Below are 23831 nucleotides of genomic sequence, written 5' to 3' on the forward strand. Positions count from 1 at the left end.
GGGCGAGTGCTTCGATCGCGCGCAACAAAGTTCCGCTCTGAAGCCCGATCGTGTAACTAAAAGCCGTTGACGCCCCGGGCATTTGTGTTTATCAACTCGGCCCATGAAAAATTTTGCGGTTATTCTTGTGGTGGGACGGCGCATGGGCAGGATGGTGTAACCATCCGGCGGTAGCCACCCATGCGCTGAACGAGGCTCCTGACGGGGCCTTTTTTTATGCCTTCAAACAAGCTAAGCACCCAACTGGGAAAAGGGACGGAAGCAAGTCAATGAGCGGTACAGAAAACCAGATGACAGGCGCGGAGATCGTTCTCCAGGCACTGAGAGACAACGGCGTCGAGCATATCTTCGGCTATCCGGGCGGCGCTGTGCTTCCGATCTATGACGAAATCCACCAGCAGGACGATATCCAGCACATCCTCGTTCGCCACGAGCAGGGCGCCGGCCACATGGCCGAAGGTTATGCCCGCTCCACCGGCAAGGTCGGCGTCATGCTGGTCACGTCAGGCCCCGGCGCCACCAATGCGGTGACACCGCTGCAGGACGCGCTGATGGATTCGATCCCGCTCGTCTGCATCTCCGGCCAGGTTCCGACCTCGCTGATCGGCTCCGACGCCTTCCAGGAATGCGACACCGTCGGCATCACCCGTCCGTGCACCAAGCACAACTGGCTGGTCAAGGACGTCAACGATCTCGCCCGCATCATCCATGAGGCTTTCCGCGTCGCCCAGTCGGGCCGCCCGGGTCCTGTCGTCGTCGACATCCCGAAGGACGTTCAGTTTGCGACCGGCACCTACACGCCGCCGTCGGCGGTCCCGACCCAGAAGAGCTACCAGCCGAAGAAGCAGGGCGATCTGAAGAAGATCGAGGAAGCGGTCGAGCTGATGCGCAACGCGCGCCAGCCGATCATCTATTCCGGTGGCGGCGTCATCAATTCCGGCCCGGAAGCCTCGCATCTGCTGCGCGAGCTGGTCGAACTGACGGGCTTCCCGATCACCTCGACGCTGATGGGCCTCGGTGCCTATCCGGCCTCCGGCAAGGCCTGGCTCGGCATGCTCGGCATGCACGGCACTTACGAGGCCAACATGGCGATGCACGATTGCGACGTCATGGTCTGCATCGGAGCCCGCTTCGACGACCGCATCACCGGCCGCCTCAACGCGTTCTCGCCCAATTCCAAGAAGATCCACATCGACATCGACCCGTCGTCGATCAACAAGAACGTCCGCGTCGACGTGCCGATCCTCGGCGATGTCGGCACGGTTCTGGAAGACATGGTCCGCCTGTGGCGCGCAGCCTCCAAGTCGGCCGACAAGGCACGGCTCTCGGACTGGTGGGAGACGATCACCAAGTGGCGTGCCCGCAACTCGCTCGCCTATGCGCCGAACGACGACGTCATCATGCCGCAATACGCGATCCAGCGGCTCTATGAGCTGAGCAAGGACCGCGACACCTACATCACCACGGAAGTCGGCCAGCACCAGATGTGGGCAGCCCAGTTCTTCGGCTTCGAGCAGCCGAACCGCTGGATGACCTCGGGTGGCCTCGGCACCATGGGCTACGGCTTCCCGGCCGCCATCGGCGTCCAGGTCGCGCATCCCAACAGCCTCGTCGTCGACATCGCCGGCGACGCCTCGATCCAGATGTGCATCCAGGAAATGTCCTGCGCCGTACAGTACGGCCTGCCGGTCAAGATCTTCATCCTCAACAACCAGTACATGGGCATGGTGCGGCAGTGGCAGCAGCTGCTTCACGGCAACCGCCTGTCGCACTCCTACACCGAGGCCATGCCTGACTTCGTCAAGCTGGCCGAAGCCTATGGCGGCGTCGGCATCCGTTGCGAAAAGCCGAGCGAGCTCGACGCTGCGATCCGCAAGATGATCGATACGCCGGCGCCTGTCATCTTCGACTGCCGCGTGGCCAACCTCGCCAACTGCTTCCCGATGATCCCGTCGGGCAAGGCCCATAACGAGATGCTGTTGCCCGACGAAGCCACGGACGAAGCGGTCGCCAACGCGATCGACGCCAAGGGCCGTCAGCTGGTCTGAGACAGGTAGAGGAACCAATCGAAATGAACGCACACCTTCAACCGACCGGCTCCGCCTACTTCATCGCCAAGGAGACCGAGCTCGCCGAAACACACACGCTTTCGGTCCTCGTCGACAACGAGCCGGGCGTCCTTGCCCGCGTCATCGGCCTGTTCTCGGGCCGCGGCTACAACATCGAAAGCCTCACGGTTTCCGAAACCGAGCACGAGGCGCACCTGTCGCGCATCACCATCGTGACGCGCGGCACGCCGCACGTGCTCGACCAGATCAAGAACCAGCTCGAACGACTGGTTCCGGTCCACCGCGTCGTCGATCTGACGGTGCGTGCCGGCTCGCTCGGCCATGACCGGCCGATCGAGCGCGAACTGGCGCTCGTCAAGGTGCATGGCTCGGGCGACCACCGGGTCGAGGCGCTGCGTCTCGCCGACGCCTTCCGCGCCTCGGTCATCGACGCCAATATCGATCACTTCGTCTTCGAGATCACCGGCAAGCCGTCGAAGATCGAACAGTTCATCGCCATCATGAAGCCGCTCGGCCTCATCGAGGTCTGCCGCACCGGCATTGCGGCCATGAACCGCGGCCCGCAGGGCATGTGATTTTTTGGGAGGGGCGGCTCACGGGGCCGCCCCTTCCGCTTTGTGGCGACTTTGACGTCACGATGGGCGGCACTTCACGCTTCTGATCTGCCCCTCACACTTCGGTAGGTTTGCCCCTCTCCTCGGGTTTAACCCGAGGACTAACCCTCTCCCCGCAGGCGGGGAGAGGGGACTGGCGCCGAGCGTGCTGCATCTTCCCAAATCATCCAGAAACCCCCAAATCATCCAGAAACCAAAGTCTCGAGAATCGCCGTGGTGCATTTGTGCCGGGCGGGTCGATGCACGTTTCCTTCTCCCCGCAAGCGGGGAGAAGGTGGCCGGCAGGCCGGATGAGGGGCGCCACTCGCCGGGTGATCCGAGGGGTAGGCGGCTAAAGCCGACGGACACGGGCACTCTGTTGACTCCGCCGGCATTTCTCGCCGACTAATCGCGGACAGAGACCGAGAGATATCAGGTGCCGGATGAGCGCGACGACGATGCAGGCATTCGTTCTGACACGGTATGGCGGCCCCGACGCCGCCGAGCTGCGGGAGGTGCCGCGTCCACGAGCCGCGCGTGGCGAGGTGCTTGTGCGGGTGCAGGCCGCGGGGCTTAATCCTGTCGATTACAAGACGCGCGAAGGCATGCTCAAGGTCGTCCAGCGCTATCCGCTGCCTGCCGTCATGGGCAACGAACTCTCGGGCGTCGTCGAGGCGCTCGGAGACGGCGTCACGTCTTTCCAACCTGGAGACCGGGTCTTTGCCCGCATGCCGAAGGGGGCCATGGGCGGTCTCGCCGAATACGCCGTCGTGCCCGATAAATTCCTGGCGAAGATGCCCGCGTCCACGGATTTCAACACGGCGGCCGGCGTGCCGCTCGCGGGTCTCACGGCCTTGCAGGCGCTGCGCGACGAGCTTCATGTCAGCCGGGGAAGCCGCATCTTCATACCCGGTGGTGCCGGCGGCGTCGGCACCTTCGCCATCCAGCTGGCGAAATGGCTGGGTGCGGAGGTGACGACCACGGCGTCGCCCCGTGGGCGGGCGCTTGTCGAAGAGCTCGGCGCGGACGTGGTCATCGACTACACGAAGGAGCGCTTCGAGGAACATCTGCGCGGCATGGACGGCGCCTTCGACCTGCTGGGCGGCGAAACGCTCTTAAGATCATTCGGCGTCGTCAAGCCCGGCGGCAAGGTGGTGTCCATCGCCGGCATGCCCGAGCCCGAAACGGCGCGCAAGGATCTCGGTCGCGGCCTGTTGCTCAGCACGCTTTTCTGGTTTGCGTCCTACAGGATACGGGCAGTCGCCCGGAAGCATGGCGTCGCCTACCGCTATCTCTTCATGCATCCCGATGGTGCCGAGCTTGCCGAACTCGCCGCTCTCATCGACGCCAGGACGGTGAGGCCCGTCATCGACCGGGTATTTGCGCTGAAGGATGTCGCCGAAGCCTTCGCCTATCTGGAATCCGGTCGCGCCAAGGGCAAGGTCGTGATGGAAATCGCGGGCCGCCCTGACTGATAATATCAACCGCGCACGCAGGCGGACCGCGTCTAAGGTGATTTCGTGCGAGCGCAAGGTTCACGCGGGCTATGCCGTCGAGCCGCCCCTCACCCTAACCCTCTCGCCGCAGGCGGGGAGAGGGGACGAGGTTGCCGCTGACATACACTCCAGACGTCCGGCGGAGGAACGCTTCTCTTGCCGCGCCGATGAGGGCGCATCGCTCACGGCGCGCGGCTGCTCTCAACCGTTCTTCGCCTTGGCTTCGCTCTCCCGCTTGAGCGGTCGGCTGACGGGGCAGACCTCCTGGGCAAAGCCGTTCAGCGTGTTGATCAGGTTGTTGGTCACGATCGTGTAGTGAACGAACTGGCCGCGCTTTTCCTTGGCGATCAGGCCGGCGTTTTCGAGAACGGTCAGATGTTGCGACACCGAGGGCTTGCTCATGTTGAAGCGCTCGGCGATCTCGCCCGCCGTCAGGCTGGAGGCCGAGAGATAGGCCAGGATCTTGCGCCGATGCAGCGAGGACAGGGCGTTGAACACGCGCTGTGCCGATCCGCCTGCATCGGGGTTGAGCGTGTCGTCGTTCACAAGGCCTCCTTTGTCGCGGCAGTTTGACCGATAGATAATTAGGACATTGCCTAAATACCTATTCGCAGATAAACATGTAGTTAGTTTATTTCCTAATTACCTTCTGCGCCGATTGTTTTCAACCGGATCCTTCAGTGTTGCCTGAAATCTGGTCCGGGTTTTGTCATTCCGGGTTTTGTCAAGGAGGGGGGCATGGACGTCGTATCGACTGGCAGAATGATTGCGCAGCCGGGTAGCGACCCGGTGAGCGGCAAGGTCGTGTGGGTTCCCGGCAAATCGCTCTGGGTCGCCGCAATGACGCTGGTGGCGGTCATCGGCGGTCCAATGACGTTTTCGCCGGGTGCGCTCGCGGTCTTCACCGTCCTGACGGCGCTGACGATCTGCCTTGGTCATTCGGTCGGCATGCACCGCCTGCTGATCCATCGCTCCTTCGAAACGCCGCTCTGGCTCGAGCGTAGCCTCGTCTACTTCGGCGTGCTTGTCGGCATGGCAGGGCCGTTCGGCATGATCCATGCGCACGACATTCGCGACTGGGCGCAGCGCCAGGAGGCTTGCCACGATCTCTTTGCGCACCGCCGCGGGTTCTTCAAGGACGCATTCTGGCAGATGCACTGCGCCGTTGCCCTTGACCACCCGCCGCGGTTCTTCATCGAAGAGCGTGTCGTGCAGGATCGCTTCTATCGCTTCCTCGAGGCGACGTGGATGTGGCAGCAGGCGCCTTTGGCTGTCCTGCTCTTTGCCTTCGGCGGAATTTCCTGGCTGGTCTGGGGCGTGGCCGTACGGGTCTCCGTTTCGCTGACCGGGCATTGGCTGGTCGGTCACTTCGCCCATCGCGGCGGCGAACAGGGGTGGAGGGTCGATGGCGTTGCCGTGCAGGGCTACAACCTGCCGCGTTTCGGCCTGGTGACCTTCGGCGAGGCCTATCACGGCAACCACCACGCGTTTCCGGACTCCGCCCGGCTCGGCATCGAACCCGGGCAGGTCGATCTCGGGTGGTGGTTCATCCGCCTGCTTTCGCATCTAAGGCTCGCCTCGGCGATCAGGCTGCCGTCCAATACCGGACGGCGCGTGGGCCTCAGGCGCGTCGCCGCGATGCCGGAGCAGCCGGTCGCCCGTGGCAGGAGCTGTCCGGTCCTGCGTGGGCTGCTGCGCTAGATCATCTCCAGCGAGCGCTTGCGCTTTGGCGGCGGGAAGGCGCGGTCGAGATCGGCGAGATCTGCCGCCGTCAGGTGGGTGTCCATGGCGTCGCGGTTTTCGCGGGCGCGGTCGGCCGAGCCGGTCTTCGGGATCGAGATCACGCCGGGTAGGGTCTTGAGGAAGGCAAGCGCGATCTGCGCCGGCGTTGCCTGATGCGCCTTGGCGATGTGGATGAGATCCGGATTGCGCAGCAACCGACCCTCGTCGAGCGGCGAATAGGCCATGATGGCGATGCCGCGCTTCTGGCACCAGGGCAAGAGGTCGAATTCGATACCGCGGCGGGAGAGGTTGTAGAGCACCTGGTTGACGGCAACGTTCTTTCCGTCCGGTACCGACAGCAGTTCCTCCATGTCGTCGACGTCGAAATTGGAGACGCCCCAGGCGCCGATCTTGCCTGATTTCTTCAGCGCCTCGAAGGCCGCGACCGTTTCCGCCAGCGGATAACCGCCGCGCCAGTGCAGCAGATAGAGATCGATATGGTCGAGCCCAAGATGTTTCAGGCTGCGCTCGCAGGCGGCTTCGGTGCCGATGCGGCTGGCGTTCGAGGGCAGCACCTTGCTGACGATGAAGGCCTCGTCGCGCCGCCCGCGCACCGCTTCGCCGACCACGCGCTCCGAGGCGCCGTTGCCATACATTTCGGCCGTGTCGATCAGCGTCAGGCCGAGATCGAGGCCGAGTTGCAGGCTCTTCACCTCATCGGCCTTGCGCGCTGCGCTGTCGCCCATGCGCCAGGTTCCCTGGCCGAGAACGGGGATCTTGCGGCCGTCGGGCAGGGTCGTCGTCGGGATCGGATCGTGCATGCTGTTCTCCTCGCAGTCGAAAGTGCCCGCAGCGGGCGCCTCTTTCAAGATACGCCTGAAACCCTGTAGCACTTTGACGTGCGCCCTGTTGCTATCCGTAAAAGCGGAAACGCTTTCAGGAAATTCCGCGTAGCGGGCAATCTAGCGCATCCCCGCGGCCTTTCGAGCCATGGCCGGTCATCCGGCAAGCCGCCCGCGTTCCCTCTCCATGCGCTGCAGGATCTCGACGAAGGCACGCACGCGCGCCGGGCGGAAATGCGATGGCGGATAGACGACATGGATACCGCCCGAGGGCAGCGACCAGTCAGTGAGCAACCGCACCAACCGGCCTTCGGCGATGTCGGTTCGCACCTGGTAATCCGGCAGCACCGCAAGGCCGATACCGGCGACCACGCAGCAATGGGCGGAATCGGTGCTGTCGGCGGTCACCAGCGCCCTGCCGACGATCGACGCTTCCTGCCCCGTGGCGTCCGTGAAGGTCCATTCGAGCGGTGCCTTCAAGGCGCCATTGGCGATCCAGTCGGCCTCGGCCAGTTGTCTTGGATCGGTGATGTCACCGAGCCTTGCGGCATAGGCGGATGCTGCGACCAGGTGTTGCTGGAACGTGCCGATGCGTTTTGCCCGTTCGCTGGAATCGACGAGCCAGCCGGCGCGGATGGCGAGGTCGAGGCGCTTCTCGATCATGTCGAGCACGGTGTCGCCGAAGCTGAGCTCCACCCGCATGGCGGGATAGGTGGCGAGATAGGCGGCGACGGCGTTGGTCACGACCTTGGCGCCATAGTCGAGAGGTGCCGTCAGCGTCAGCGTGCCGCTCGGGACGTCGGTTTCGGCCGAGACCGCGCCGACGGCCTCGTCGGCATCGCGCAGGATCAGCGAGCAGCGCTCGTAGAAGCGCTGGCCGGTGGCCGTCGGGCTCAGCCGCCTTGTGGTGCGCACGAGGAGCGTCGTGCCCAACTCCTTCTCGAGCTGGGCGACCTGATGGCTGACCGCCGCTTTGGCAAGTCCCAGCCGCTCGGCTGCGGCCGTGAACGAGCCGCTTTCGACGACGGCAACGAAATGCGACAGTCGATTTAGGTTTACAGTCATCGCCAATTCTTTGTGATTGTCTGAAACTATCAGACAGCCTGTCCGGATCGACGGGCTTTTTCAAGCGGGCGCCTGCCGTCATCCTGTCGGGCAAGATCCAAGCCCAAGGAGACCCCATGCAGATCCAGTTGACCCGGCGGACCGCGCTGAAGACCATGGCGGCGGCCAGCGCCGCCATCCTCATCCAGCCGATCGGCAGCCGCCTTGCCACGGCCGCCTCGACGCTCGAATGGCGCTACTTCCAGGCGGATGACGCCGGCTTCAACCGCACGCCGGTGCTTCTGACGGGAAAGAGCGAGGCGATCCTGATCGATGGCGGCTTCACGTTTTCCGATGGCCGCGCCGTTGCCGAGGCGATCAAGGCGACGGGCAAACGGCTGACGACGATCTATGTCAGCTGCAACGACCCGGACTTCTACTTCAGCCTGAAACCCATCGTCGAGGCTTTCCCGGATGCCAAGGTGATCGCCGCTTCGGCGACCGTCGAGGCGATCAAGGCCAATGTTGAGGGCAAGCTTGAGACCTGGGGGCCCCAGCTTAAGGACAATGGCCCGCAGACGCTCGCCGACGTGGTGATGCCGATGCCCGACGATCGCACGTCGCTGACGCTCGAGGACGGCACGATCGAGATCGTGACGATCGCAGGAATGAAGGACCGGCGCTATCTCTTCGTGCCGGAACTGCAGGCGATCTTCGGCGGCGTGCTCGTCTATTCCGGCTCGCATGTCTGGGTCGCCGACGAGGCGACCGCGGAAGGCCGGCAGAAGTGGATCGAGGCGCTCGACGCCATGGCAGCGCGCAAGCCCGAGATCGTCGTGCCGGCGCACAGGAGCGAAAGCGGGCCGGAAGGTCTCGAAGCCATCCGCTTCACCCGTGATTATCTCGTGGCCTTCAACGAGGCGGCGGCTGCCGCCAAGGACAGCGCCGAGCTGATCGCGGCGATGACAAAACGCTATCCGGATCTGCCTGGTGTCTCCACGCTCGAACTCGGCGCCAAGGTTGCCAAGGGCGAGATGAAGTGGGGATAGGGCCGGCCACCCGCTGATCGGGCAACGGCTTTGTCGGCGCGCCCGGCAAAGTCCCTTGAGCAGCGCCACGCTCACATCCTCGTCCGTGTGGCAGGGATGTGAGCGACAGTTCCTTCGGCCCGAGGAGGCGGACCATCGGTTGTCCGGAAAGGGCGCGCTGCATTGCCAAGCAGGCTGTATCAGGCGGTTTGGGCGTCGCACCGAACCGGCACTGGGCCGCCGCAACACCCGGCCCCGGACGTCCGGGGTCACCACCAGCAATTGTCACCATGACAAGTTCGCGGCTGGTACCGGTCATTAGGTCAATTATGCTGACCCAATTGATCGGGAGGAAACCATGCAGGCCGATACGCTGCTGGCGCTGTTTTTGTTCGCATTCACCACCTCGATCACGCCGGGGCCGAACAACATGATGCTGTTCGCGTCGGGCGTGAATTTCGGTTTCGTCCGCACCATTCCGCATATGCTGGGCATCGGTGCCGGCTTCTTCGCGCTTCTGATCGCCGTCGGTTTCGGTCTCGGCGCGCTGCTTCACTCCGTGCCGCTCGTCTACACGGCGCTGAAGTTTGCCGGTGGCGCCTATCTCGTCTGGATCGCCTGGAAGATCGGCACCTCGCGGTCGCTTTCCGACGGCAAGGCCGGCGCGCAACCGATGAGCTTCATCGGGGCTGCCGCGTTTCAATGGGTCAACCCCAAGGCGTGGGTCATGGCGGTGTCAGCGATGGCGACCTATACCAGCAGCGACAGCTATCTCTTCAGCGTGCTCGTTGTCGGCGTCGTCTTTGCGCTCGTCAACGTGCCGAGCGTCTCCACCTGGGCGGGCTTCGGCTCGGCGCTACGCCAATGGCTCTCGGAGCCGTCGCGGCTGAAATGGTTCAACATCACCATGGCGGTTCTGCTCGTCATCAGCCTCTGGCCGATGCTAAAATAAGACGAATTGCGGCTTCACCAGCATCAGCCAAAAGATGCCGGTGACCGCGAAGAAGGCGGGAAAACCGCAGGCAAACCAGATGGCATAGAGGCGGTCGAACTCTGCTGGCAGCGGCGCCCCGCTTGCCGTTGCGAGGCGAGCGAGATCGCGTAGTCGCAGCTGGATCCATACCACCGGCAGCCAGAAGAGGCCGGTGATCACGTAGAGGATCAGCGACAGCACGATCCATCCTTCCGTCAGCGACCAGCCGATACTCTTCGCCAGCAGGTAGCCGGTCATCGGCTGGAGCAGCACGGCGGTGGCCGTGAAAACCGTATCGGCGATGACCACCGTTCCCGCGACATGGGCAATCAATCGCGCATCACGCGTGCGCCTGGCCACGACCATGAAGAAGGCGATGCCTGCGCCGGTGCCGAAGAGCACGGCAGCGCCGATCACATGGGCGAGGCGCAGCAGGTCTTCCTGAAGCATCAGCGTTCATCCAGAATGGCCAGCGCCGAAAGCGTGGCAAGCAGCGACGGCAGGACCTTGACGAGCGGTCCGAGCGGATCCGCCCAGAGTGCGGGTTCGAAGAGGGTGGCGGAGGTGAGGTAGGCGGCGCTCAGTGCGAGCATGCCGAAGAGCGCGCGCCTAGCAATAGGGCGGACCAGGACGGCGATTCCCAACGCGACATCGGCAAGGCAGGTGGCAAGCGTCAGGGCCGTTGCCGGGCCTTGCGCCAGAAACCGCAGCAAATGCTGCCGCGCGTCATCGAAGGCAAAGAGCGGAATGATCCCCGACAGCAGCCAGAAGAGCGAAAGACCAACGATCAAAACCGGCTTCAGGACGTAAAGGCGCGCAAACCAGAGATCCTGCACGCCGGATGGGTTGGCTGAGAGGCTGCGGCTGGCGGACAGGAATGGTCCCCGGGCCCGGTTCCCGCCTGCAGCAGAGACCCCGCCGGCCATGACCGCAAGGGCGGTCGAGCGCAGCGGGGAACGCCAGCCGAGCCTTCCGGCAACATCGGCGGCAAGGCCGACGGGCGCGGCGAAGAGGGCCGGCAGACGGACGACGGCGGCGGGCGGCAGCCCGAGCCATTGGCGATGCAGCGCCACGAGTTCGGCAAGCGTCGGCGGAGCCTCGTGGCCGAGCACGAGATCGCTTGCCTCCGGCATCAGGCCGGCGACGGCGGCGCTGACCGCGTCGGCGACATCGCTCAGGGCCACGGTCTCGACGCGGGCATTTGCATGGACGAGCGGTATGACGAAGGGCAGGGCTGCGAGTGCGCGCAGAAGCGCCGAGCCGCCATGGGCGTTGCGGCCGAGCACGAGAGCCGGCCGCAATATGACATGCGCAACGCCGCTTGCCGCCAGTGCCTCGTCGGCGCGAAACTTGGTGGCGAGGAAGGAACTGTCGCTGCCCGTTTCGCCACGTGGCGCAGAGATCTGGACGATGCGGACGGGCGATGCCTTCGCCGCCGCATAAAGCGCCAGCATCGCTGTTTCCTGCGTTGCGGCCACATCGTCGGCAAGACCATCTTGCAGCGCGCCGGCGCAATTGACGACGACATCATGGCTCTCGACGAGAAGCTTCCAGTCGTTGGCGTCATGCATGCGCGCCAGATCGGCCGCAAGCCATTGCGCCTCTGGCCGCATCAGCCGGGCGCGGGTGACATTGCGGCCAAGCCCGGTCACCCGGTGTCCGTCGCTTGCCAGTCGATCGAGGAGGGCCGAGCCGATGAAGCCGGTGGCGCCGAGAATCAGAACTTTCATCGTGCTAGAATAGAGGAGGCGGTTGCATGCGACAGCACCATATGCCGTCAAAGTTTAGCCGGCCAAGTCCGTTTCTAAAGAGGCCAGCCCGACTTGTCACGGTGACAATTGCGGGCACCCGCAGACGTTGAAATCGATTTCGAATCCGGGGTTTATGCGCTACGACTTTAAGAGGAGGCAGCGCCATCTTTGTGCCTGTGATGGCACGGCGTTGCGAGGAGCCAGGCAATGTCCGAACACCATCACGATCACCACGATCACGACCATCACCACGACAACCATTTCACCGACATGGAAGCGCGGGTGAAGGCGCTGGAAACGGTGCTGACGGAGAAGGGGCTGATCGATCCGGCGGCGATCGATGCGATCGTCGAGACCTATGAGACGAAGATCGGGCCGCGCAACGGCGCCCGCGTGGTCGCCAAGGCCTGGGTCGATCCGGACTTTGCCGAATGGCTGAAGCGCGATGCGACCGAGGCGATCGCCAGCCTCAGCTATACCGGCCGGCAGGGCGAGCATATGCGCGCCGTGTTCAACACGCCCGACACCCATAACCTCGTCGTCTGCACCCTCTGTTCCTGCTATCCCTGGTCGGTGCTCGGGTTGCCGCCGGTCTGGTACAAGGCGCCGCCCTACCGTTCGCGCGCCGTCATCGACCCGCGCGGGGTGCTTTCAGAGTTCGGGCTCGCGCTTCCCGAAACGACCCGCATCCGCGTCTGGGATTCGACCGCGGAGCTGCGCTACCTGGTGATCCCCGAGCGCCCGGCCGGGACCGACGGTTTCAGCGAGGAGGAGCTTGCCGAACTGGTGACGCGCGACTCCATGATCGGTACCGGGATTGCCCTTTCCGCGGAGGCGCTTCGATGAACGGTCCGCACGATCTCGGCGGTGCCCACGGCCTCGGCCCGGTGGCGCCGGAAAAGGACGAGCCTTATTTTCATGCCGATTGGGAAAAGCGGGCGCTCGGCGTCACGCTCTCCTGCGGCGCCTTCGGGGCCTGGACGATCGACGAAAGCCGGCATGCCCGCGAAAACCTGCCGCCGGCGACCTACCTCTCGGCGAGCTATTACGAGATCTGGACGCGGGCGCTGGAAACGCTCCTCAAGCGCCACGGCTTCGTGACCCAGGCCGAGCTCGATGGCGGCCACATGCTGGAAAAGGGCGCTGCGCCCAAGCGGGTGCTGAAGGCCGAGATGGTGGCGGGCGTGCTTGCCAAGGGCGGCCCCTGCGACCGCCCGGTCGAAGCCGTACCGCGCTTTGCCGTCGGCGACCGGGTGAAGACGAAGAACTTCAATCCGGAGACCCACACGCGGTTGCCACGCTATGCCCGCGCCAAGCGCGGCCGGGTGGAAGCGGTGCAGGGCTCCTTTGTCTTTCCGGATGATAACGCCCATGGTCGCGGCGAAAATCCGCAATGGCTCTATACCGTCGTCTTCGACGGGCCCGAGATCTGGGGCGAGGGCGCCGACCCGACGCTATCAGTCTCGATCGATGCCTGGGAGAGCTATCTTGAGCACGTGTAAGGTGACGTCACCGCTGATTGCCTCGGCCGAACTGCCGAAATCGCCGGAGGGCGACCCGGTCTTTGCCGAACCCTGGCAGGCAAACGCCTTTGCCATGACGGTGCGGCTGCACGAAAGGGGCGTGTTCTCCTGGCCCGAATGGGCCGAGGCGCTTTCGGCCGAACTCTACAAGCCCGGCCGCAAGGCGGACGCCAGCGACTATTACGATTGCTGGGTGGCCGCACTTTCGCGCCTCGTCACCGAGCTTTCGTTGGCCTCCGGCCGCGAACTGGAAGACCTGACGCTCAGCTGGCAGCGCGCGGCGCAGGCAACGCCGCATGGGCAACCGATCGTGATCGAGAACGATCCGCTGCGGTGAGGCAGCCTGCCGGTTCCTCATACGGCAAGTCGGCGCGCTGCCATGCAATTCTATTGCGCAGGCTGCGCGGCGCTCTTCGCCCGGCGGGCTTCGAGATCGGTGAAGAGCGCGTAGGCGACATAGTATTTGTAGATGTTGCCGACATACTGCACCGTCTCGCGGCCGATTATCCTTGCCGCTCCGTTCTCCGCATTGCCGAACCAGATGTTGGGATCGAGCCCCATCTCTCGGGTGGCCCGGCGGATCTTGCGCAGGTTTCCGGGGCCGGCATTGTAGGCGGCGAAAGCAAGCAAGGTCCGGTTGACGGGATCGAGGCCCGGCTCATCGATATAGGTTGAAATCAGATAGCGCATGTATTTGGCGCCGGCCTCGATGTTGCGGTTGGCGTCCTTGTCCACATCGCTGATGGCGATCGATCTGTCGGCCGCCGTCGTCGGGAGCAATTGCATGATGCCGACGGCGCCGCGCGGGCTGCGCTTGCTCTGGTCGAGTTGCGATTCCTGGTAACCCTGCGCGGCAAGCAGCAGCATGTCGAAGTCGTAGGTGGTGGCGTGCGTCTCGAAGAAGGCAAGCAGCGTGCGATATTTTTCAAGCTCGGAGCGCTCATAGGCGGAGCGCACCACCTTTTCGTTCTGGTAGTAGCGCTTCTTCAAAATGTTGCCGAAGGTGGTTCCGACCTTGTGTGTCTTGACGAAGGCATTCAGGGTCGCCGCGAGCCTCGGGCTGTCCTTGCGAATTGCCCAGGCGATCTCGCCTTCCTCGGCAACCGCGATATCCTCATGCAGGACGACGTGATCGAACACGGTCGCCCATATGCGCGCCTTGTGATCGTCGACGACGCACCAGGGAAGCAGGCCGGCATTGACCATCTCCATCAGGTCCTCGTCTTCGAGATTTTCGTCGATTGGCCGGATATCGATCACGGCCTTGCCGGATGCCTTGAGGCGGGCATTCAGCACGCCGAGATGTTCGAAGTAGCTGCTGCTCTGCCGCACAAACACTGTCTTGCCGCCGAGGTCGTCGAGGGTTGCGATCGCCTGGGCCGACGGACCCGTCACCAGTACTTCCTTGACCTCTGTTGCGAGCGGATCGGTAAAGTCGACGACCTCCTTGCGCGAGGGCGTGATCGTCAGGTTGGCGGCGACGATGTCGCCGCGACCCTCGACAAGGGCCGCGAGCAACCGATCCCGGCTCGTGGGTACATAGACGATCCTGATCTTGTCGATCTCCTTTTTCTGCCCCTTGTTGAGTTCGTCTGCAAGCGCATTGCCGGTCTCGACGGCCGTGCCCAGCTGCTCGCCACGGTCGATGAAGTAGATCGTCTTGCTGAAGGGCACGAGAATGCGGATCAGGCGACGTTGCTGCATGCCGTCGAAATCGCCCGTCCAGGCCCGATAGCCGGGCGCCTGCTCCTGAGCGTGGGGGTTGCCGGGCGTGAGGCCCGCAAGGCCTATTGCGAAAAGGATCATGAAGGCGCGCGCCAATCCCGCCCGCGCGACGACAGCGAGAAGCGTAAACATTGCCCAGCCCCAACAAGTTGGTCTCCAGCGGCCACAGGACCCAGCTTGCCACGGGCTGGACCAGCCCGTGGACTGGATCGGTAGAGGATACGCCCCCTGCAACCGTTCGCAAGCAGTTTGGAATATATGTCTTCAGGTGCTGCTGTTTCGACGAGCACCGTCAAATGCTGCAACCCGTCGCTTAGACGTTCTCGACATCTCCCGCTGCGTAATAGCCTGGCTGGTCCAGATCGCTCAGCAGGCCCGGACCAGATGGGCGCCAGCCGAGCAAGGCGCGGGTACGGGCGCTGGAGGCGGCCATGTTTCCGCCGGCCATGTTTGCAAACCAGCCGAAATGCGCGCGCGGGCGGGCTTCGACCGGCAGGCGGAGATTTCGACCGATGATCTCGGCGATCTGCCTGAAGGGCACCTTTTCGTCCGCCACGGCGTGGTAGACGCTCTCGGACGTGCCGCTTTCGAGCGCAAGCCGATAGACCCGCGCGGCATCATCACGGTAGACGCCGGACCAGGAATTGCCGCCGTCTTCGAGATAAGCCGAAACGCCGGTCTGGCGCGCTAGGCGCACGAGGATGGGGATGAAGCCGTGATCACCCAGGCCGTGAACCGAAGGCGCGAGCCGGACCGTTGCCGCACGCACGCCGCGTTCGGCCAGGGTGCGGGCGGCGCTTTCCGATTTGCGTGGTACGACGGCGCTCGGCCGGTCGGCCTCGGTTGCACCGAGCGGCAGCCCGGCGAGACCGGAGGTTACCAAAAGGGGCCGATCCGATCCGGCGAGAACCTCGCCCAGAAGCGCGATGACGCGCTGATCCTCGGCCGCACTTTCCATGAAGCTGGAAAAATCCTGGTCGAGGGGGCCATGGACGAAGTCGTGCCGGAAGGCCGTGTGGATGACGGCATCGGCTTGCCCTGCGGCCCGTTGCAGGATTGCCGCGTCGCCAAGACCGCCTTCGACGGCGCGAGCTCCGGTCGCGGCCAGGGCGGCGGCCTTTTCCTTCGAGCGTGCAAGGCCGGAAACCCTGTGTCCCGCCTCGATCAGGTCCTTGACCACGGCCGATCCGACCCAGCCGGTCGCGCCCGTTACGAATATGTGCATTGATGTTCTCCTTGATGTGGCCGCCATCAGCGGGTCACGCGTCGTCGGTCCATGAAACGATGGTGCCGATCAGGCGAGGCGCATCGTCACTTCGATGTCGTCGGCAAACGGGGTCGACAGGAAGGTGCCGGGGCCCGAGCGGATGTAGTCGAGATATTCGGGGCAATTGTCGGCGTCGTCGGCGATGATCAGGGCGCCTGGACGCAGTCGGGGTTCGATCAGCTTGAAGACGTCGAGGTAGATCGGTTTCGCTCCGTCGAGCAGCACCAGGTCGATGGCATCAGGAAGATCGGCGAAGGTCTTAAGCGCGTCGCCTTGGCGGATCTCGACGAGATCTCCGAGGCCGGCCGCGGCGAGGTTCTGTCCTGCCCGTGCCACTTTGGAGGGTTCGAATTCGCTGGTGATCAGCTGGCCGCCGCCATTGTCGCGTAGCGCCGCTGCGAGAAAGAGCGTCGAAATGCCAAAGGACGTCCCGAACTCGACGATCCTGCGGGCGCGGCTCGTGCGGGCGAGCATATAGAGGAGGTTTCCGGTCTGGCGTGAGACCGGAAGCCACAGGTCCCGCAGCAGGCCGTAGAGCTGCAGATAGTCGGTCTTGCTGTGAAGCAGCCGTTCGCGCTCGCTGGCAGGCATTTCGCCGATTGCGGGTCCGGTCGCGGCATCGGCCTCGTCGAACAGGCGATCGAGAAGGCCCTTGAGCGGCTGGCTGGTAAGCGTGGTCATCGGATGTTCCTTCGTTTTCGATGGGCTTGCGTTCACGGAGGAAAATACGAATAATTCGTCGCATTCGCTAATCGCATTGCAGGCGGCCCCGATGCCAAGCAGACCAAGTGCCGGTATTTCTTCAAGAAAAGCGCCCAGGCAAGCACGCTCGAACGAGCTGGTGAAGGCCATTCTCCAGGCGGCTGTTCAGGTTTTGGAGGAGGAAGGCGCGCAGCGATTTACCACGGCCCGCGTCGCGGAGCGGGCGGGCGTCAGCGTCGGCTCGCTGTATCAGTATTTTCCCAACAAGGGCGCGATCCTCTTTCGCCTGCAAAGCGACGAGTGGCGGCAGACGTCAGGCCTGGTTGCGACGATCCTCAGCGACGGGTCGCGGTCGCCGCTCGACCGGCTGCGATCCCTGGTTCACGCCTTCCTGCGCTCGGAATGCGAGGAAGCGGCCGTTCGAGGCGCGCTCGGCGACGCGGCGCCGCTCTATCGCGATGCGCCCGAAGCGCGGGAAGCGAAGGAGGCCAATGATCCGCTCATAGATCGGTTCATGACCGAGCTGCTTCCGGATGTGCCCGCCGATACGCGGGACCTTGCCGGTGACCTGATCATGACGACGATGGCGACGGTCGGGAAGGATTTTTCGGGAACGGCACGCAGCGAAGGCGAGATCGAAGCCTATGCGGAGGCCATGGCGGACATGTTTTGCGCGTATCTGTCGAGATATGGCACCGGCAGGTGAGGCGTCCCGTCAGCCGTGAGCGTGTCGCGGATCCGGGTCGGGCGTCTCGGATCACGTAAGGTGAGGTGACAGTGCGGAGCCGACCATAACCCTCTGAAGTACATTGGTGGGAACGCGGATCAGCTCTTCGTTGCCTCGCTCTTTTCGAACTGCCGGTAGCACTCGTCGGCCACCTGCTGCAGCAGTTCACGCGGCACCTCGCCGGTGACAGCGTAGCCGATGGGGCCGTCGATCCAGTAGAAGGTTTCGACGCCGTTGGCGCTGTCGATGCGGAAGCTGGTTTCGCGGTTGTCATCGTTGCGGCCGAGAAGCACGGTCAGCCGTTGCCCGGTGCCATCCTCGTACATGAACATCGCGCCGGCCCTGCCGTTGACCGGCAGCAGCCTGCCGCCGACGAGCGAGAAGCCGAGCGAGGAGAGATCGGGGATCGACAACGGATGGTCGAGGCGTTTGCCGAGCCAGGTGGCAAGATGGCTCTGCTCGTCGGCCCCGACTTCGACCGCATGGCGCACCTCGCTGGCATAGACCAGGAACGCCGATTGCGCCTGGCGCGGCAGGCTGTCGGCAACGGCGATCGGCCGGATCTCAGTATCGGCGGTCAGCAGGGCGGGCGCGTAGAGACCCGTAAGCGTGCCGGCGGCAAAAAGCGCAAGGCCGGCGGCGATGGCGCGCATGCGGCGGCCGAGGTGGGGCGCGACCCTGTCAGGCGCCGGCTGCGCGTTGTCCCCCTGCGCGGCGCGCGAAAGCAGCGCCCGGTCGCGCACATCGCTGCGGGCGTAGCCTGCAAAGTGCGCCCGAAGCTCGACCGCCTGCGCCTGCCATTGCCTGACCTCCTCGGCGCGCGCCGGGTTCCTTTCGAGCCATTTTTCGATCCGCGCCCGTTGCTCGGGGCTCAGGACGCCGTCGACATAGGCGTTGAGGTCGTCGTCGGAGACGGTGTTGAAGTCGTCCGTCATTTCGGTCTCCGCATGCTGATCACATTGTCGTCCTTCATGGCTTCTGCGAGCTGGCGCCGCGCGCGCGACAGGCGCGACATCACGGTGCCGATCGGAATGGCCATCATCTCGGCCACGTCCTGGTAGCGGTATCCTTCGATCACCACGAGCATCAGCACCGAGCGGTTTTCCGGGGAAAGGCCGTTCAGCGCCCGTTCCAGCCGCGAACGCTCCAGGGGATCGCTCTCGCGATCTTCCGCCTGCAGGCCCAGATCCTCGTCCAGCGCCACCTGCGGATGCATCGCGACATAGCGGTGCCGGTTGCGGCCAAGATTGGTCATGATGGTGAAGGCCCAGGCGCGCAGGTTGACGCCGCGCCACTGCGCGCGGCGCGAAAGCACCTTCTCGACGCAATCCTGCAACAGGTCCTCGCCATCCGGGTCCGAGCGCACGAGGCTGCGGGCATAGCGCCGCAGCGCCGGCACCAGCGCCAGCACATCCTCCTCGAAGCGATCGGATGCGGGGTGTTCCCCCGCATCCTCGTCGTCGCCATTACGGCTTTGCGACATCCCATTCGCCCTTTACGCCGTCACCGGTAATGTCACCCATCTTCTTGTCCTTGACGAAGAAATAGAGCGGCATGCCGTCCTTGGCCCATTGCTTCTTGCCGTCCTTGCGCTCGACGAGCGTATAGGCACCGTCGGCCTTGGCGCTGGCTTCCGCGAGGAAAGGTGGCCAGTTCTTGGCGCAATTGTCGTAGCATGAGGACATGCCGCCATGATCGTCCTTGTAGGTGTAGAGCGTCATGCCGTTTTCGCCGGCCAGTACCTTGCCCTTGGCCGACTCGACTTCCTTGACCGGCGGCGCGGCGAAGGCCGTGGCGCTGGCTGCAAGCAGCATGGCGATCGTCAGTCCAAACGTTCTCATGGCAATTGTCCTTCCTCAAGATGGTTTACCTGTCCGGAAGCGGGCGGAAAGCCTCCACGTCCCGATTCCGCAAGAGCCGCGTGATGCAGATCCAACCGTAAGACACGGCAGGGACAGGATTTATTCCCGGAAAACTGGTGCGCGTGCTGCGCATGTCGTCCTGTTTCGTGGCGCATCGCCAGCCGCCGAGAACGCCTCAAGGCGGCGCATGCCGTCGAAGCCTTTCTCGATCCGGCCAGAACGGCCGGGTCTCCTGAGGATATTAGGCCCGGTCGGCGACGAAGCGGGCGAGCGTCGGGCCGATCATGGTGATGATCAGGAGGCGGGCGGTTTGCAGCGCCATGACGAAGGAGAGGTCGACATTGCTCGAGGCGGCAATCACCGCGATCGAATCGAGACCGCCGGGGCTGGTGGCGAGATAGGCGGTCAGCGGGTCGATGCCGACCATCTCGATCAGGAGCAGGGCGAGCAACCCGGAGAACGAGATCAGCACGACGATCGAGACGATCGTCGGCACCAGGGCGCGGCGTGCATGGATCAGGATCTGGCGGGTGAAGCCGAGGCCGATGTTCCAGCCGAGAGCCGCAAAACAGATCGCCAGCAGCCATTGCGGCAGAACGGTGGTCATGACGCCCGAGACATTGAGCACGGCGCCAAGGAGGAACGGCAACAGGAAGGCGCCGGCCGGCACGCGCAGGAAGCGGCCGGCGAGCGCTGCGCCAAGCCCGACGGCGATCGTCTCGAGGAAGAGCAGGCCATCGATCGGCGCAAACCAGTGGGTCGTCTGCTCGGCCTCAGTGCCGGTGACCCACATATGCGCAACCACGGTTGCGGTGCTGGCGACGAAGATCACCCGCAGATACTGCATGAAGGCGACGAGACGCGCATCGGCGCCATAGGCGTCGGCCATCAACAGCATGGTCGAGGCGGCGCCCGCCGACGAGCCCCAGATGGCCGTCGTTCCCGGCAGGATGCGCATGCGGGTGATGACCCAGCCGCAGAGCGTGCTGACGGCGATGACCGAGAGGATCACGGCGAGAAACAAGGGCCAGTTGCCGGAGAAGGTGACGAGCATTCCGGGCGTCATGGCGCCGGCGATCATCATCGCCAGGATGAACTGGACGCAGAAGAACAGCTGGCGCGGCAGGCGGATCGTGCCGCCGTTCATGCCGACGAGCACTGCGGCAAGCATCGGGCCCATGAGCAGCCCGGCGGGAAGGCCGATGAATTCGAAGATGGAGGCAAGGACGATGGAAACCGCCAAAAGCAGGCTCCATTGCAGCCAGGGCGCGAGCCGTCCGATGCCGACCTTGTCCGGAGTGGGCGGCGCTGCGGGCTTGTCGGTTGTCACGGGCACTCTCCGGCATGACCCGGAAAGGCAGAAGCGGCCATCGGGGCCGGCCTTGACGGGCTCAAGCGATGGTCTTCGCCAGCCAAAGCGCGGGCGCCATCACGTCACGCTCGTTAGCAACAATGCGACGTTGCATTCAAGGGGCAGAGCAAGAAAGTGCCACAGGATCGACAGCGCAGAGCGCGCGCGCCGTCGAGGCAGGAGGCGAAATGAGAAAAAAACGTGAACAAATTCTGCGTGGCGACAGCCGCGGCGGCAAGGGCGGTGACGCGGTGCGGCCTTGATTTTGCGGGGTAATTTTGCGCGGACGGGTGCCTGTTGCGAGGCTGGCGGCTCCTGGTACTCCGGTGGGGCGGCAATTCCGGGCTTGCGTGTGTCGCCCGAATCCTGACACTCAGCCCCATGCAATTCGCACCGCAACAGGACGAGGCCCTGAAGGCCGTTTCGCAATGGCTGAAAGAGGGTCGCTCGCCGCTCTTCAGGCTGTTCGGCTATGCCGGCACCGGCAAGACGACGCTTGCGCGCCATTTCGCCGAGCATGTCGACGGCGACGTGCTGTTTGCCGCCTTCACCGGCAAGGCGGCGCAGGTTCTGCGCTCCAAGGGCGCGAGCAATGCCAAGACCATCCACTCGCTGATCTACCGGCCGCGCGGCGAGGAGGAGGTTTCCGACGAGGAAACCGGCAAGACCTCGATCGCGCCGATGTTTTCGATCAACCGCCAGAGCCCGGTCGCCAAGGCGGCGCTCATCATCGTCGACGAATGCTCGATGGTCGACGAGGCGCTCGGCAAGGACCTGATGAGCTTCGGCACGCCGATCCTGGTGCTCGGCGACCCCGGCCAGCTGCCGCCGGTCTCGGGTGGCGGCTTCTTCACCAACCAGGAGCCGGACTATCTGCTGACGGACATTCACCGCCAGGCGCGCGACAACCCGATCATCCAACTCGCCATGCAGGTGCGCGAAGGCGAGGAGATCATGCATGGCGACTATGGCACCACGCAGGTGATCGGTCGCTCGCAGGTGAACCAGGAACTGGTGCTCGAAGCCGACCAGGTGCTGGTCGGCACCAACAAGACCCGCCGGCGCTACAACCAGCGTCTGCGCGAACTGAAAGGCTTTACCAGCGAGTATCCGCAATCGGGCGACAAGCTCGTGTGCCTCAGGAACGACCCGGCCAAGGGCCTGCTCAACGGCTCGCTGTGGCAGGTGATGAGTTCGTCGAAGGAAACGGTCAAGCCCGGGATCAACCTGATGATCCGGCCTGAAGACGACGACATGGATCGCGGTGCCGCCAAGATCAAGCTGTTGAAGACGGCCTTCGAGGACGTCGAGGGCGAGATCCCCTGGACGACGCGCAAGCGTTACGACGAGTTCGACTACGGCTATGCGCTGACGGTGCACAAGGCGCAGGGCTCGCAGTGGAACAATGTCGTGCTGTTCGACGAAAGCTGGGCCTTCCGCGACACGCGCGAGCGCTGGCTCTATACGGCGATCACCCGGGCTGCGGAGCGACTGACCATCGTTCGCTGACCGTTGGGAAAGCCAAAGCACGTGCTGGCTGTGCCATGAAATGGCGGGTGCAGGACGCAGCGTTACCGTTTCGTCGCCATCCACAACACATGGCGGGCGCCGCCGCGTTTGCCGTTGGCGCGCACCTTGACCTCGTCGGTGGCAAAACCGACTTCGCGCAGGCGGCGGGTAAAGGCGCTGTCGGGCGCCGACGACCAGACGGAAAGCACGCCACCGGGGCGAAGCGCGCCTTGAGCGGCGCGAAGGCCGGTATGGCTGTAGAGGCTGTCGTTGGAGGGGCGGGTCAGGCCGTCGGGGCCATTGTCGACATCGAGCAGGATGGCGTCGTACGCCGCCTTCTTCGAACGGATCAGCGCGCCGACATCGCCGACATGGATCTCGACACGGGGATCGTCGAGCGTGCCCTTGTGCAGATCGGCCATCGGTCCGCGCGCCCAGTCGACGACAGCCGGCACCAGTTCGGCGACCACCACCCGGGCATCGGCGGGAAGCACGCCGAGGGCTGCCCTCAGCGTGAAGCCCATGCCGAGGCCGCCGATCAGCAGGCTCATGCTTTTCCGGCCGGCGATGCGCTCGTGGGCGAGCGTCGCCAAGGCCTCTTCCGAGCCGCTCAGCCGGCTGTTCATCAGCTCGGTCGAGCCGAGCATGATCGAGAATTCCTGCCCGCGCTGCTTCAGGCGCAATTCATCGCCGTCGCCGGGAATGGTTGCGCGGTCCAGTTCTATCCAGGGAAGCATCGGGGCATCTCGCTCAAGGTCGTTTCAGCGCCTCGTACCATGGGCGCGGCAGCGAAGACATCCCATTATCGGCGGGCTCGGGAGAAACCTTGCCGCGGTCCTCGTCTTGCCGGAGGCCTCCGGGGTCTCCGCTCGTCCCTTTGCCGGGCGGCTGACGAATGTCGGAGCAGCCGGCGGCGAGCAGGGGGCGGTGGCTGGTTATTCCGCCGAGATCATGCCCGACAGCACGGCCTTGGCGATCGCCTGGAAGCGGTTGTTGGCGCCGAACTTGCGGATGATGCCGGCTTCGAGCGTCAGCGCCGCCGCCACGTCCATGTCCATCAGCCCGGCTATGCGCGCGGCGGGGTAGCCGTCGGCCATGAAGGTCAGGCATTCGCTTTCGATCGGCGAGAGGTGGACATGGCCATCCGCGTCGGTGGCCTCGTTGCCTCCGTTGGTGGTTTCGAGCAGCTCGGAAATGCGTTGCATCTGCCGGCGCAGGTTGGCCTGCTGGGCGGCGAGTTCGCGGCGCCTTGCGAGCAGCGCGTCGCGAAACAGCCGGTCGGCCTCGGCCTGCTCCTCGGTGCCGGCGAGCCCGGTCAGGAGCTCCAGGATGGTCGAGATCGGCATGTCGATCTCGCGGCAGGCGTTGATGACGGCCATGCGGCGGATGTGATCTTCGTTGTAGACCCGCATCGGTCCCATGCGGGCGGCAGTCAGCAGCCCCTTTTCCTCGTAGAAATGCAGCGTTCGATGGGTGACGCCAAAGGCGTCCGCCATGTCGGCGATCGCAAGCGGAGTGCTCGGGTCGTGGTGGGGAAGAGGCAGGTCGGGCAGGAAGCCGACGCGATCCGGCGCGGCCAGCACGCCCTCGAATTTCCAGTGGTCTCGCGGCATGTCGATGGTCCCCGGTCTACAGCCTGCGCGTCTG

General features: G+C 64.4%; 25 protein-coding genes. 11 read left to right on the forward strand and 14 right to left on the reverse strand.

Annotation, left to right across the window (positions count from 1 at the left end; translation table 11 throughout):
* Positions 1 to 269 precede the first annotated feature (269 nt).
* The 3 genes from C1A35_RS04500 (at position 270) to C1A35_RS04510 (ending at position 4137) form a co-directional block, all read left to right on the forward strand.
* Positions 270 to 2048 (forward strand): acetolactate synthase 3 large subunit, encoded by a 1779-nt coding sequence (locus C1A35_RS04500; protein ID WP_104663146.1) that lies wholly within the window; start codon positions 270 to 272, stop codon positions 2046 to 2048.
* A gap of 23 nt (positions 2049 to 2071) precedes the next feature.
* Positions 2072 to 2644, forward strand: a complete 573-nt coding sequence (ilvN, locus tag C1A35_RS04505; protein ID WP_104663147.1) for an acetolactate synthase small subunit — start codon at positions 2072 to 2074, stop codon at positions 2642 to 2644.
* A 476-nt stretch (positions 2645 to 3120) separates the two neighbouring features.
* On the forward strand, positions 3121 to 4137 hold the full coding sequence (locus C1A35_RS04510) for an NADP-dependent oxidoreductase (protein ID WP_104663441.1): 1017 nt from the start codon (positions 3121 to 3123) through the stop codon (positions 4135 to 4137).
* Positions 4138 to 4359: 222 nt separating this feature from the next.
* On the opposite strand, the gene C1A35_RS04515 is transcribed toward C1A35_RS04510, so the two are convergent.
* Positions 4360 to 4704: a metalloregulator ArsR/SmtB family transcription factor gene (locus C1A35_RS04515; RefSeq protein ID WP_104663148.1), complete on the reverse strand. Its 345-nt coding sequence runs from the start codon at positions 4702 to 4704 to the stop codon at positions 4360 to 4362.
* A gap of 192 nt (positions 4705 to 4896) precedes the next feature.
* Here C1A35_RS04515 and C1A35_RS04520 point away from each other — a divergent pair, with 192 nt between their 5' ends.
* The gene (locus C1A35_RS04520; protein WP_158664965.1) at positions 4897 to 5859 is read left to right on the forward strand and encodes an acyl-CoA desaturase; all 963 of its coding nucleotides are present in this window, start codon (positions 4897 to 4899) and stop codon (positions 5857 to 5859) included.
* Here C1A35_RS04520 and C1A35_RS04525 read toward each other — a convergent pair.
* Together C1A35_RS04525 and C1A35_RS04530 are read right to left on the reverse strand one after the other, a co-directional pair.
* The gene (locus C1A35_RS04525; RefSeq protein ID WP_104663149.1) at positions 5856 to 6701 is read right to left on the reverse strand and encodes an aldo/keto reductase; all 846 of its coding nucleotides are present in this window, start codon (positions 6699 to 6701) and stop codon (positions 5856 to 5858) included. The genes C1A35_RS04520 and C1A35_RS04525 overlap by 4 nt on opposite strands.
* A gap of 177 nt (positions 6702 to 6878) precedes the next feature.
* Positions 6879 to 7787: a LysR family transcriptional regulator gene (locus C1A35_RS04530; RefSeq protein WP_337441990.1), complete on the reverse strand. Its 909-nt coding sequence runs from the start codon at positions 7785 to 7787 to the stop codon at positions 6879 to 6881.
* 116 nt (positions 7788 to 7903) lie between these two features.
* Between C1A35_RS04530 and C1A35_RS04535 the strand changes: the two genes are divergently transcribed.
* Both C1A35_RS04535 and C1A35_RS04540 read left to right on the forward strand, forming a co-directional pair.
* Positions 7904 to 8815, forward strand: a complete 912-nt coding sequence (locus tag C1A35_RS04535; protein WP_199772859.1) for an MBL fold metallo-hydrolase — start codon at positions 7904 to 7906, stop codon at positions 8813 to 8815.
* Positions 8816 to 9152: 337 nt separating this feature from the next.
* Complete coding sequence (locus C1A35_RS04540; protein WP_104663151.1) at positions 9153 to 9746, forward strand: LysE family translocator; 594 nt, start codon at positions 9153 to 9155, stop codon at positions 9744 to 9746.
* Here the strand turns inward: C1A35_RS04540 and C1A35_RS04545 are convergent.
* Together C1A35_RS04545 and C1A35_RS04550 are read right to left on the reverse strand one after the other, a co-directional pair.
* Complete coding sequence (locus tag C1A35_RS04545) at positions 9738 to 10217, reverse strand: DUF2269 family protein (protein WP_104663152.1); 480 nt, start codon at positions 10215 to 10217, stop codon at positions 9738 to 9740. The genes C1A35_RS04540 and C1A35_RS04545 overlap by 9 nt on opposite strands.
* Complete coding sequence (locus C1A35_RS04550; RefSeq protein WP_104663153.1) at positions 10217 to 11497, reverse strand: SDR family oxidoreductase; 1281 nt, start codon at positions 11495 to 11497, stop codon at positions 10217 to 10219. The genes C1A35_RS04545 and C1A35_RS04550 overlap by 1 nt, the downstream gene beginning before the upstream one ends.
* A gap of 228 nt (positions 11498 to 11725) precedes the next feature.
* On the opposite strand from C1A35_RS04550, the gene nthA reads away from it, so the two are divergent.
* The 3 genes from nthA to C1A35_RS04565 are packed head-to-tail and all read left to right on the forward strand — an operon-like array spanning position 11726 to position 13378.
* A complete protein-coding gene (nthA, locus tag C1A35_RS04555) occupies positions 11726 to 12364 on the forward strand; it encodes a nitrile hydratase subunit alpha (RefSeq protein ID WP_104663154.1) in 639 nt (212 codons plus the stop codon).
* The gene (gene nthB / locus C1A35_RS04560) at positions 12361 to 13020 is read left to right on the forward strand and encodes a nitrile hydratase subunit beta (protein ID WP_104663155.1); all 660 of its coding nucleotides are present in this window, start codon (positions 12361 to 12363) and stop codon (positions 13018 to 13020) included. The genes nthA and nthB overlap by 4 nt, the downstream gene beginning before the upstream one ends.
* Entirely contained in the window at positions 12989 to 13378 is a 390-nt protein-coding gene (locus tag C1A35_RS04565) for a nitrile hydratase accessory protein (protein WP_104663443.1), read from the forward strand. Before nthB ends, C1A35_RS04565 begins: the two co-directional genes overlap by 32 nt.
* Before the next feature lie 50 nt (positions 13379 to 13428).
* Here C1A35_RS04565 and C1A35_RS04570 read toward each other — a convergent pair whose 3' ends face one another.
* From C1A35_RS04570 to C1A35_RS04580, 3 genes are all read right to left on the reverse strand, one after another.
* The gene (locus C1A35_RS04570; RefSeq protein WP_234822735.1) at positions 13429 to 14898 is read right to left on the reverse strand and encodes a lytic transglycosylase F; all 1470 of its coding nucleotides are present in this window, start codon (positions 14896 to 14898) and stop codon (positions 13429 to 13431) included.
* A gap of 181 nt (positions 14899 to 15079) precedes the next feature.
* Positions 15080 to 15991, reverse strand: a complete 912-nt coding sequence (locus tag C1A35_RS04575) for an SDR family oxidoreductase (RefSeq protein ID WP_104663156.1) — start codon at positions 15989 to 15991, stop codon at positions 15080 to 15082.
* A gap of 69 nt (positions 15992 to 16060) precedes the next feature.
* On the reverse strand, positions 16061 to 16714 hold the full coding sequence (locus C1A35_RS04580; protein WP_104663157.1) for an O-methyltransferase: 654 nt from the start codon (positions 16712 to 16714) through the stop codon (positions 16061 to 16063).
* Between the two features lie 91 nt (positions 16715 to 16805).
* Here C1A35_RS04580 and C1A35_RS04585 point away from each other — a divergent pair, with 91 nt between their 5' ends.
* The gene (locus tag C1A35_RS04585; protein WP_104663445.1) at positions 16806 to 17441 is read left to right on the forward strand and encodes a TetR family transcriptional regulator; all 636 of its coding nucleotides are present in this window, start codon (positions 16806 to 16808) and stop codon (positions 17439 to 17441) included.
* Between the two features lie 119 nt (positions 17442 to 17560).
* On the opposite strand, the gene C1A35_RS04590 is transcribed toward C1A35_RS04585, so the two are convergent.
* The 4 genes from C1A35_RS04590 to C1A35_RS04605 form a co-directional block, all read right to left on the reverse strand.
* Positions 17561 to 18397, reverse strand: a complete 837-nt coding sequence (locus C1A35_RS04590; RefSeq protein WP_104663158.1) for an anti-sigma factor family protein — start codon at positions 18395 to 18397, stop codon at positions 17561 to 17563.
* The gene (locus C1A35_RS04595; protein ID WP_104663159.1) at positions 18394 to 18945 is read right to left on the reverse strand and encodes an RNA polymerase sigma factor; all 552 of its coding nucleotides are present in this window, start codon (positions 18943 to 18945) and stop codon (positions 18394 to 18396) included. The genes C1A35_RS04590 and C1A35_RS04595 overlap by 4 nt, the downstream gene beginning before the upstream one ends.
* Positions 18929 to 19303, reverse strand: coding sequence for a COG4315 family predicted lipoprotein (locus C1A35_RS04600; RefSeq protein ID WP_104663160.1), 375 nt, complete (start codon positions 19301 to 19303; stop codon positions 18929 to 18931). The genes C1A35_RS04595 and C1A35_RS04600 overlap by 17 nt, the downstream gene beginning before the upstream one ends.
* 262 nt (positions 19304 to 19565) lie before the next feature.
* Positions 19566 to 20654, reverse strand: coding sequence for an AbrB family transcriptional regulator (locus C1A35_RS04605; RefSeq protein ID WP_104663161.1), 1089 nt, complete (start codon positions 20652 to 20654; stop codon positions 19566 to 19568).
* Between the two features lie 402 nt (positions 20655 to 21056).
* Between C1A35_RS04605 and C1A35_RS04610 the strand changes: the two genes are divergently transcribed.
* Positions 21057 to 22184, forward strand: coding sequence for an ATP-dependent DNA helicase (locus C1A35_RS04610; protein WP_104663162.1), 1128 nt, complete (start codon positions 21057 to 21059; stop codon positions 22182 to 22184).
* A gap of 62 nt (positions 22185 to 22246) precedes the next feature.
* Here the strand turns inward: C1A35_RS04610 and C1A35_RS04615 are convergent, their stop codons facing one another.
* Positions 22247 to 22921 (reverse strand): spermidine synthase, encoded by a 675-nt coding sequence (locus tag C1A35_RS04615; RefSeq protein ID WP_104663163.1) that lies wholly within the window; start codon positions 22919 to 22921, stop codon positions 22247 to 22249.
* 198 nt (positions 22922 to 23119) lie between these two features.
* Complete coding sequence (locus C1A35_RS04620; RefSeq protein WP_104663164.1) at positions 23120 to 23797, reverse strand: MerR family transcriptional regulator; 678 nt, start codon at positions 23795 to 23797, stop codon at positions 23120 to 23122.
* Between the last annotated feature and the right edge of the window lie 34 nt (positions 23798 to 23831).

It is taken from the genome of Ensifer adhaerens, assembly GCF_002940685.1.
In the GTDB taxonomy this organism is placed as follows: domain Bacteria; phylum Pseudomonadota; class Alphaproteobacteria; order Rhizobiales; family Rhizobiaceae; genus Ensifer; species Ensifer adhaerens_E.

Excerpts from the sequence above, each read along its gene's own strand:
- C1A35_RS04500 (WP_104663146.1), top strand. The coding sequence starts at position 270 with ATGAGCGGTACAGAAAACCAGATGACAGGCGCGGAGATCGTTCTCCAG.
- ilvN (WP_104663147.1), top strand. The coding sequence starts at position 2,072 with ATGAACGCACACCTTCAACCGACCGGCTCCGCCTACTTCATCGCCAAG.
- C1A35_RS04510 (WP_104663441.1), top strand. The coding sequence starts at position 3,121 with ATGCAGGCATTCGTTCTGACACGGTATGGCGGCCCCGACGCCGCCGAG.
- C1A35_RS04520 (WP_158664965.1), top strand. The coding sequence starts at position 4,897 with ATGGACGTCGTATCGACTGGCAGAATGATTGCGCAGCCGGGTAGCGAC.
- C1A35_RS04525 (WP_104663149.1), bottom strand. The coding sequence starts at position 6,701 with ATGCACGATCCGATCCCGACGACGACCCTGCCCGACGGCCGCAAGATC.
- C1A35_RS04530 (WP_337441990.1), bottom strand. The coding sequence starts at position 7,787 with ATGACTGTAAACCTAAATCGACTGTCGCATTTCGTTGCCGTCGTCGAA.
- C1A35_RS04535 (WP_199772859.1), top strand. The coding sequence starts at position 7,904 with ATGCAGATCCAGTTGACCCGGCGGACCGCGCTGAAGACCATGGCGGCG.
- C1A35_RS04540 (WP_104663151.1), top strand. The coding sequence starts at position 9,153 with ATGCAGGCCGATACGCTGCTGGCGCTGTTTTTGTTCGCATTCACCACC.
- C1A35_RS04545 (WP_104663152.1), bottom strand. The coding sequence starts at position 10,217 with ATGCTTCAGGAAGACCTGCTGCGCCTCGCCCATGTGATCGGCGCTGCC.
- C1A35_RS04550 (WP_104663153.1), bottom strand. The coding sequence starts at position 11,497 with ATGAAAGTTCTGATTCTCGGCGCCACCGGCTTCATCGGCTCGGCCCTC.
- nthA (WP_104663154.1), top strand. The coding sequence starts at position 11,726 with ATGTCCGAACACCATCACGATCACCACGATCACGACCATCACCACGAC.
- nthB (WP_104663155.1), top strand. The coding sequence starts at position 12,361 with ATGAACGGTCCGCACGATCTCGGCGGTGCCCACGGCCTCGGCCCGGTG.
- C1A35_RS04565 (WP_104663443.1), top strand. The coding sequence starts at position 12,989 with ATGCCTGGGAGAGCTATCTTGAGCACGTGTAAGGTGACGTCACCGCTG.
- C1A35_RS04570 (WP_234822735.1), bottom strand. The coding sequence starts at position 14,898 with ATGTTTACGCTTCTCGCTGTCGTCGCGCGGGCGGGATTGGCGCGCGCC.
- C1A35_RS04575 (WP_104663156.1), bottom strand. The coding sequence starts at position 15,991 with ATGCACATATTCGTAACGGGCGCGACCGGCTGGGTCGGATCGGCCGTG.
- C1A35_RS04580 (WP_104663157.1), bottom strand. The coding sequence starts at position 16,714 with ATGACCACGCTTACCAGCCAGCCGCTCAAGGGCCTTCTCGATCGCCTG.
- C1A35_RS04585 (WP_104663445.1), top strand. The coding sequence starts at position 16,806 with ATGCCAAGCAGACCAAGTGCCGGTATTTCTTCAAGAAAAGCGCCCAGG.
- C1A35_RS04590 (WP_104663158.1), bottom strand. The coding sequence starts at position 18,397 with ATGACGGACGACTTCAACACCGTCTCCGACGACGACCTCAACGCCTAT.
- C1A35_RS04595 (WP_104663159.1), bottom strand. The coding sequence starts at position 18,945 with ATGTCGCAAAGCCGTAATGGCGACGACGAGGATGCGGGGGAACACCCC.
- C1A35_RS04600 (WP_104663160.1), bottom strand. The coding sequence starts at position 19,303 with ATGAGAACGTTTGGACTGACGATCGCCATGCTGCTTGCAGCCAGCGCC.
- C1A35_RS04610 (WP_104663162.1), top strand. The coding sequence starts at position 21,057 with ATGCAATTCGCACCGCAACAGGACGAGGCCCTGAAGGCCGTTTCGCAA.
- C1A35_RS04615 (WP_104663163.1), bottom strand. The coding sequence starts at position 22,921 with ATGCTTCCCTGGATAGAACTGGACCGCGCAACCATTCCCGGCGACGGC.
- C1A35_RS04620 (WP_104663164.1), bottom strand. The coding sequence starts at position 23,797 with ATGCCGCGAGACCACTGGAAATTCGAGGGCGTGCTGGCCGCGCCGGAT.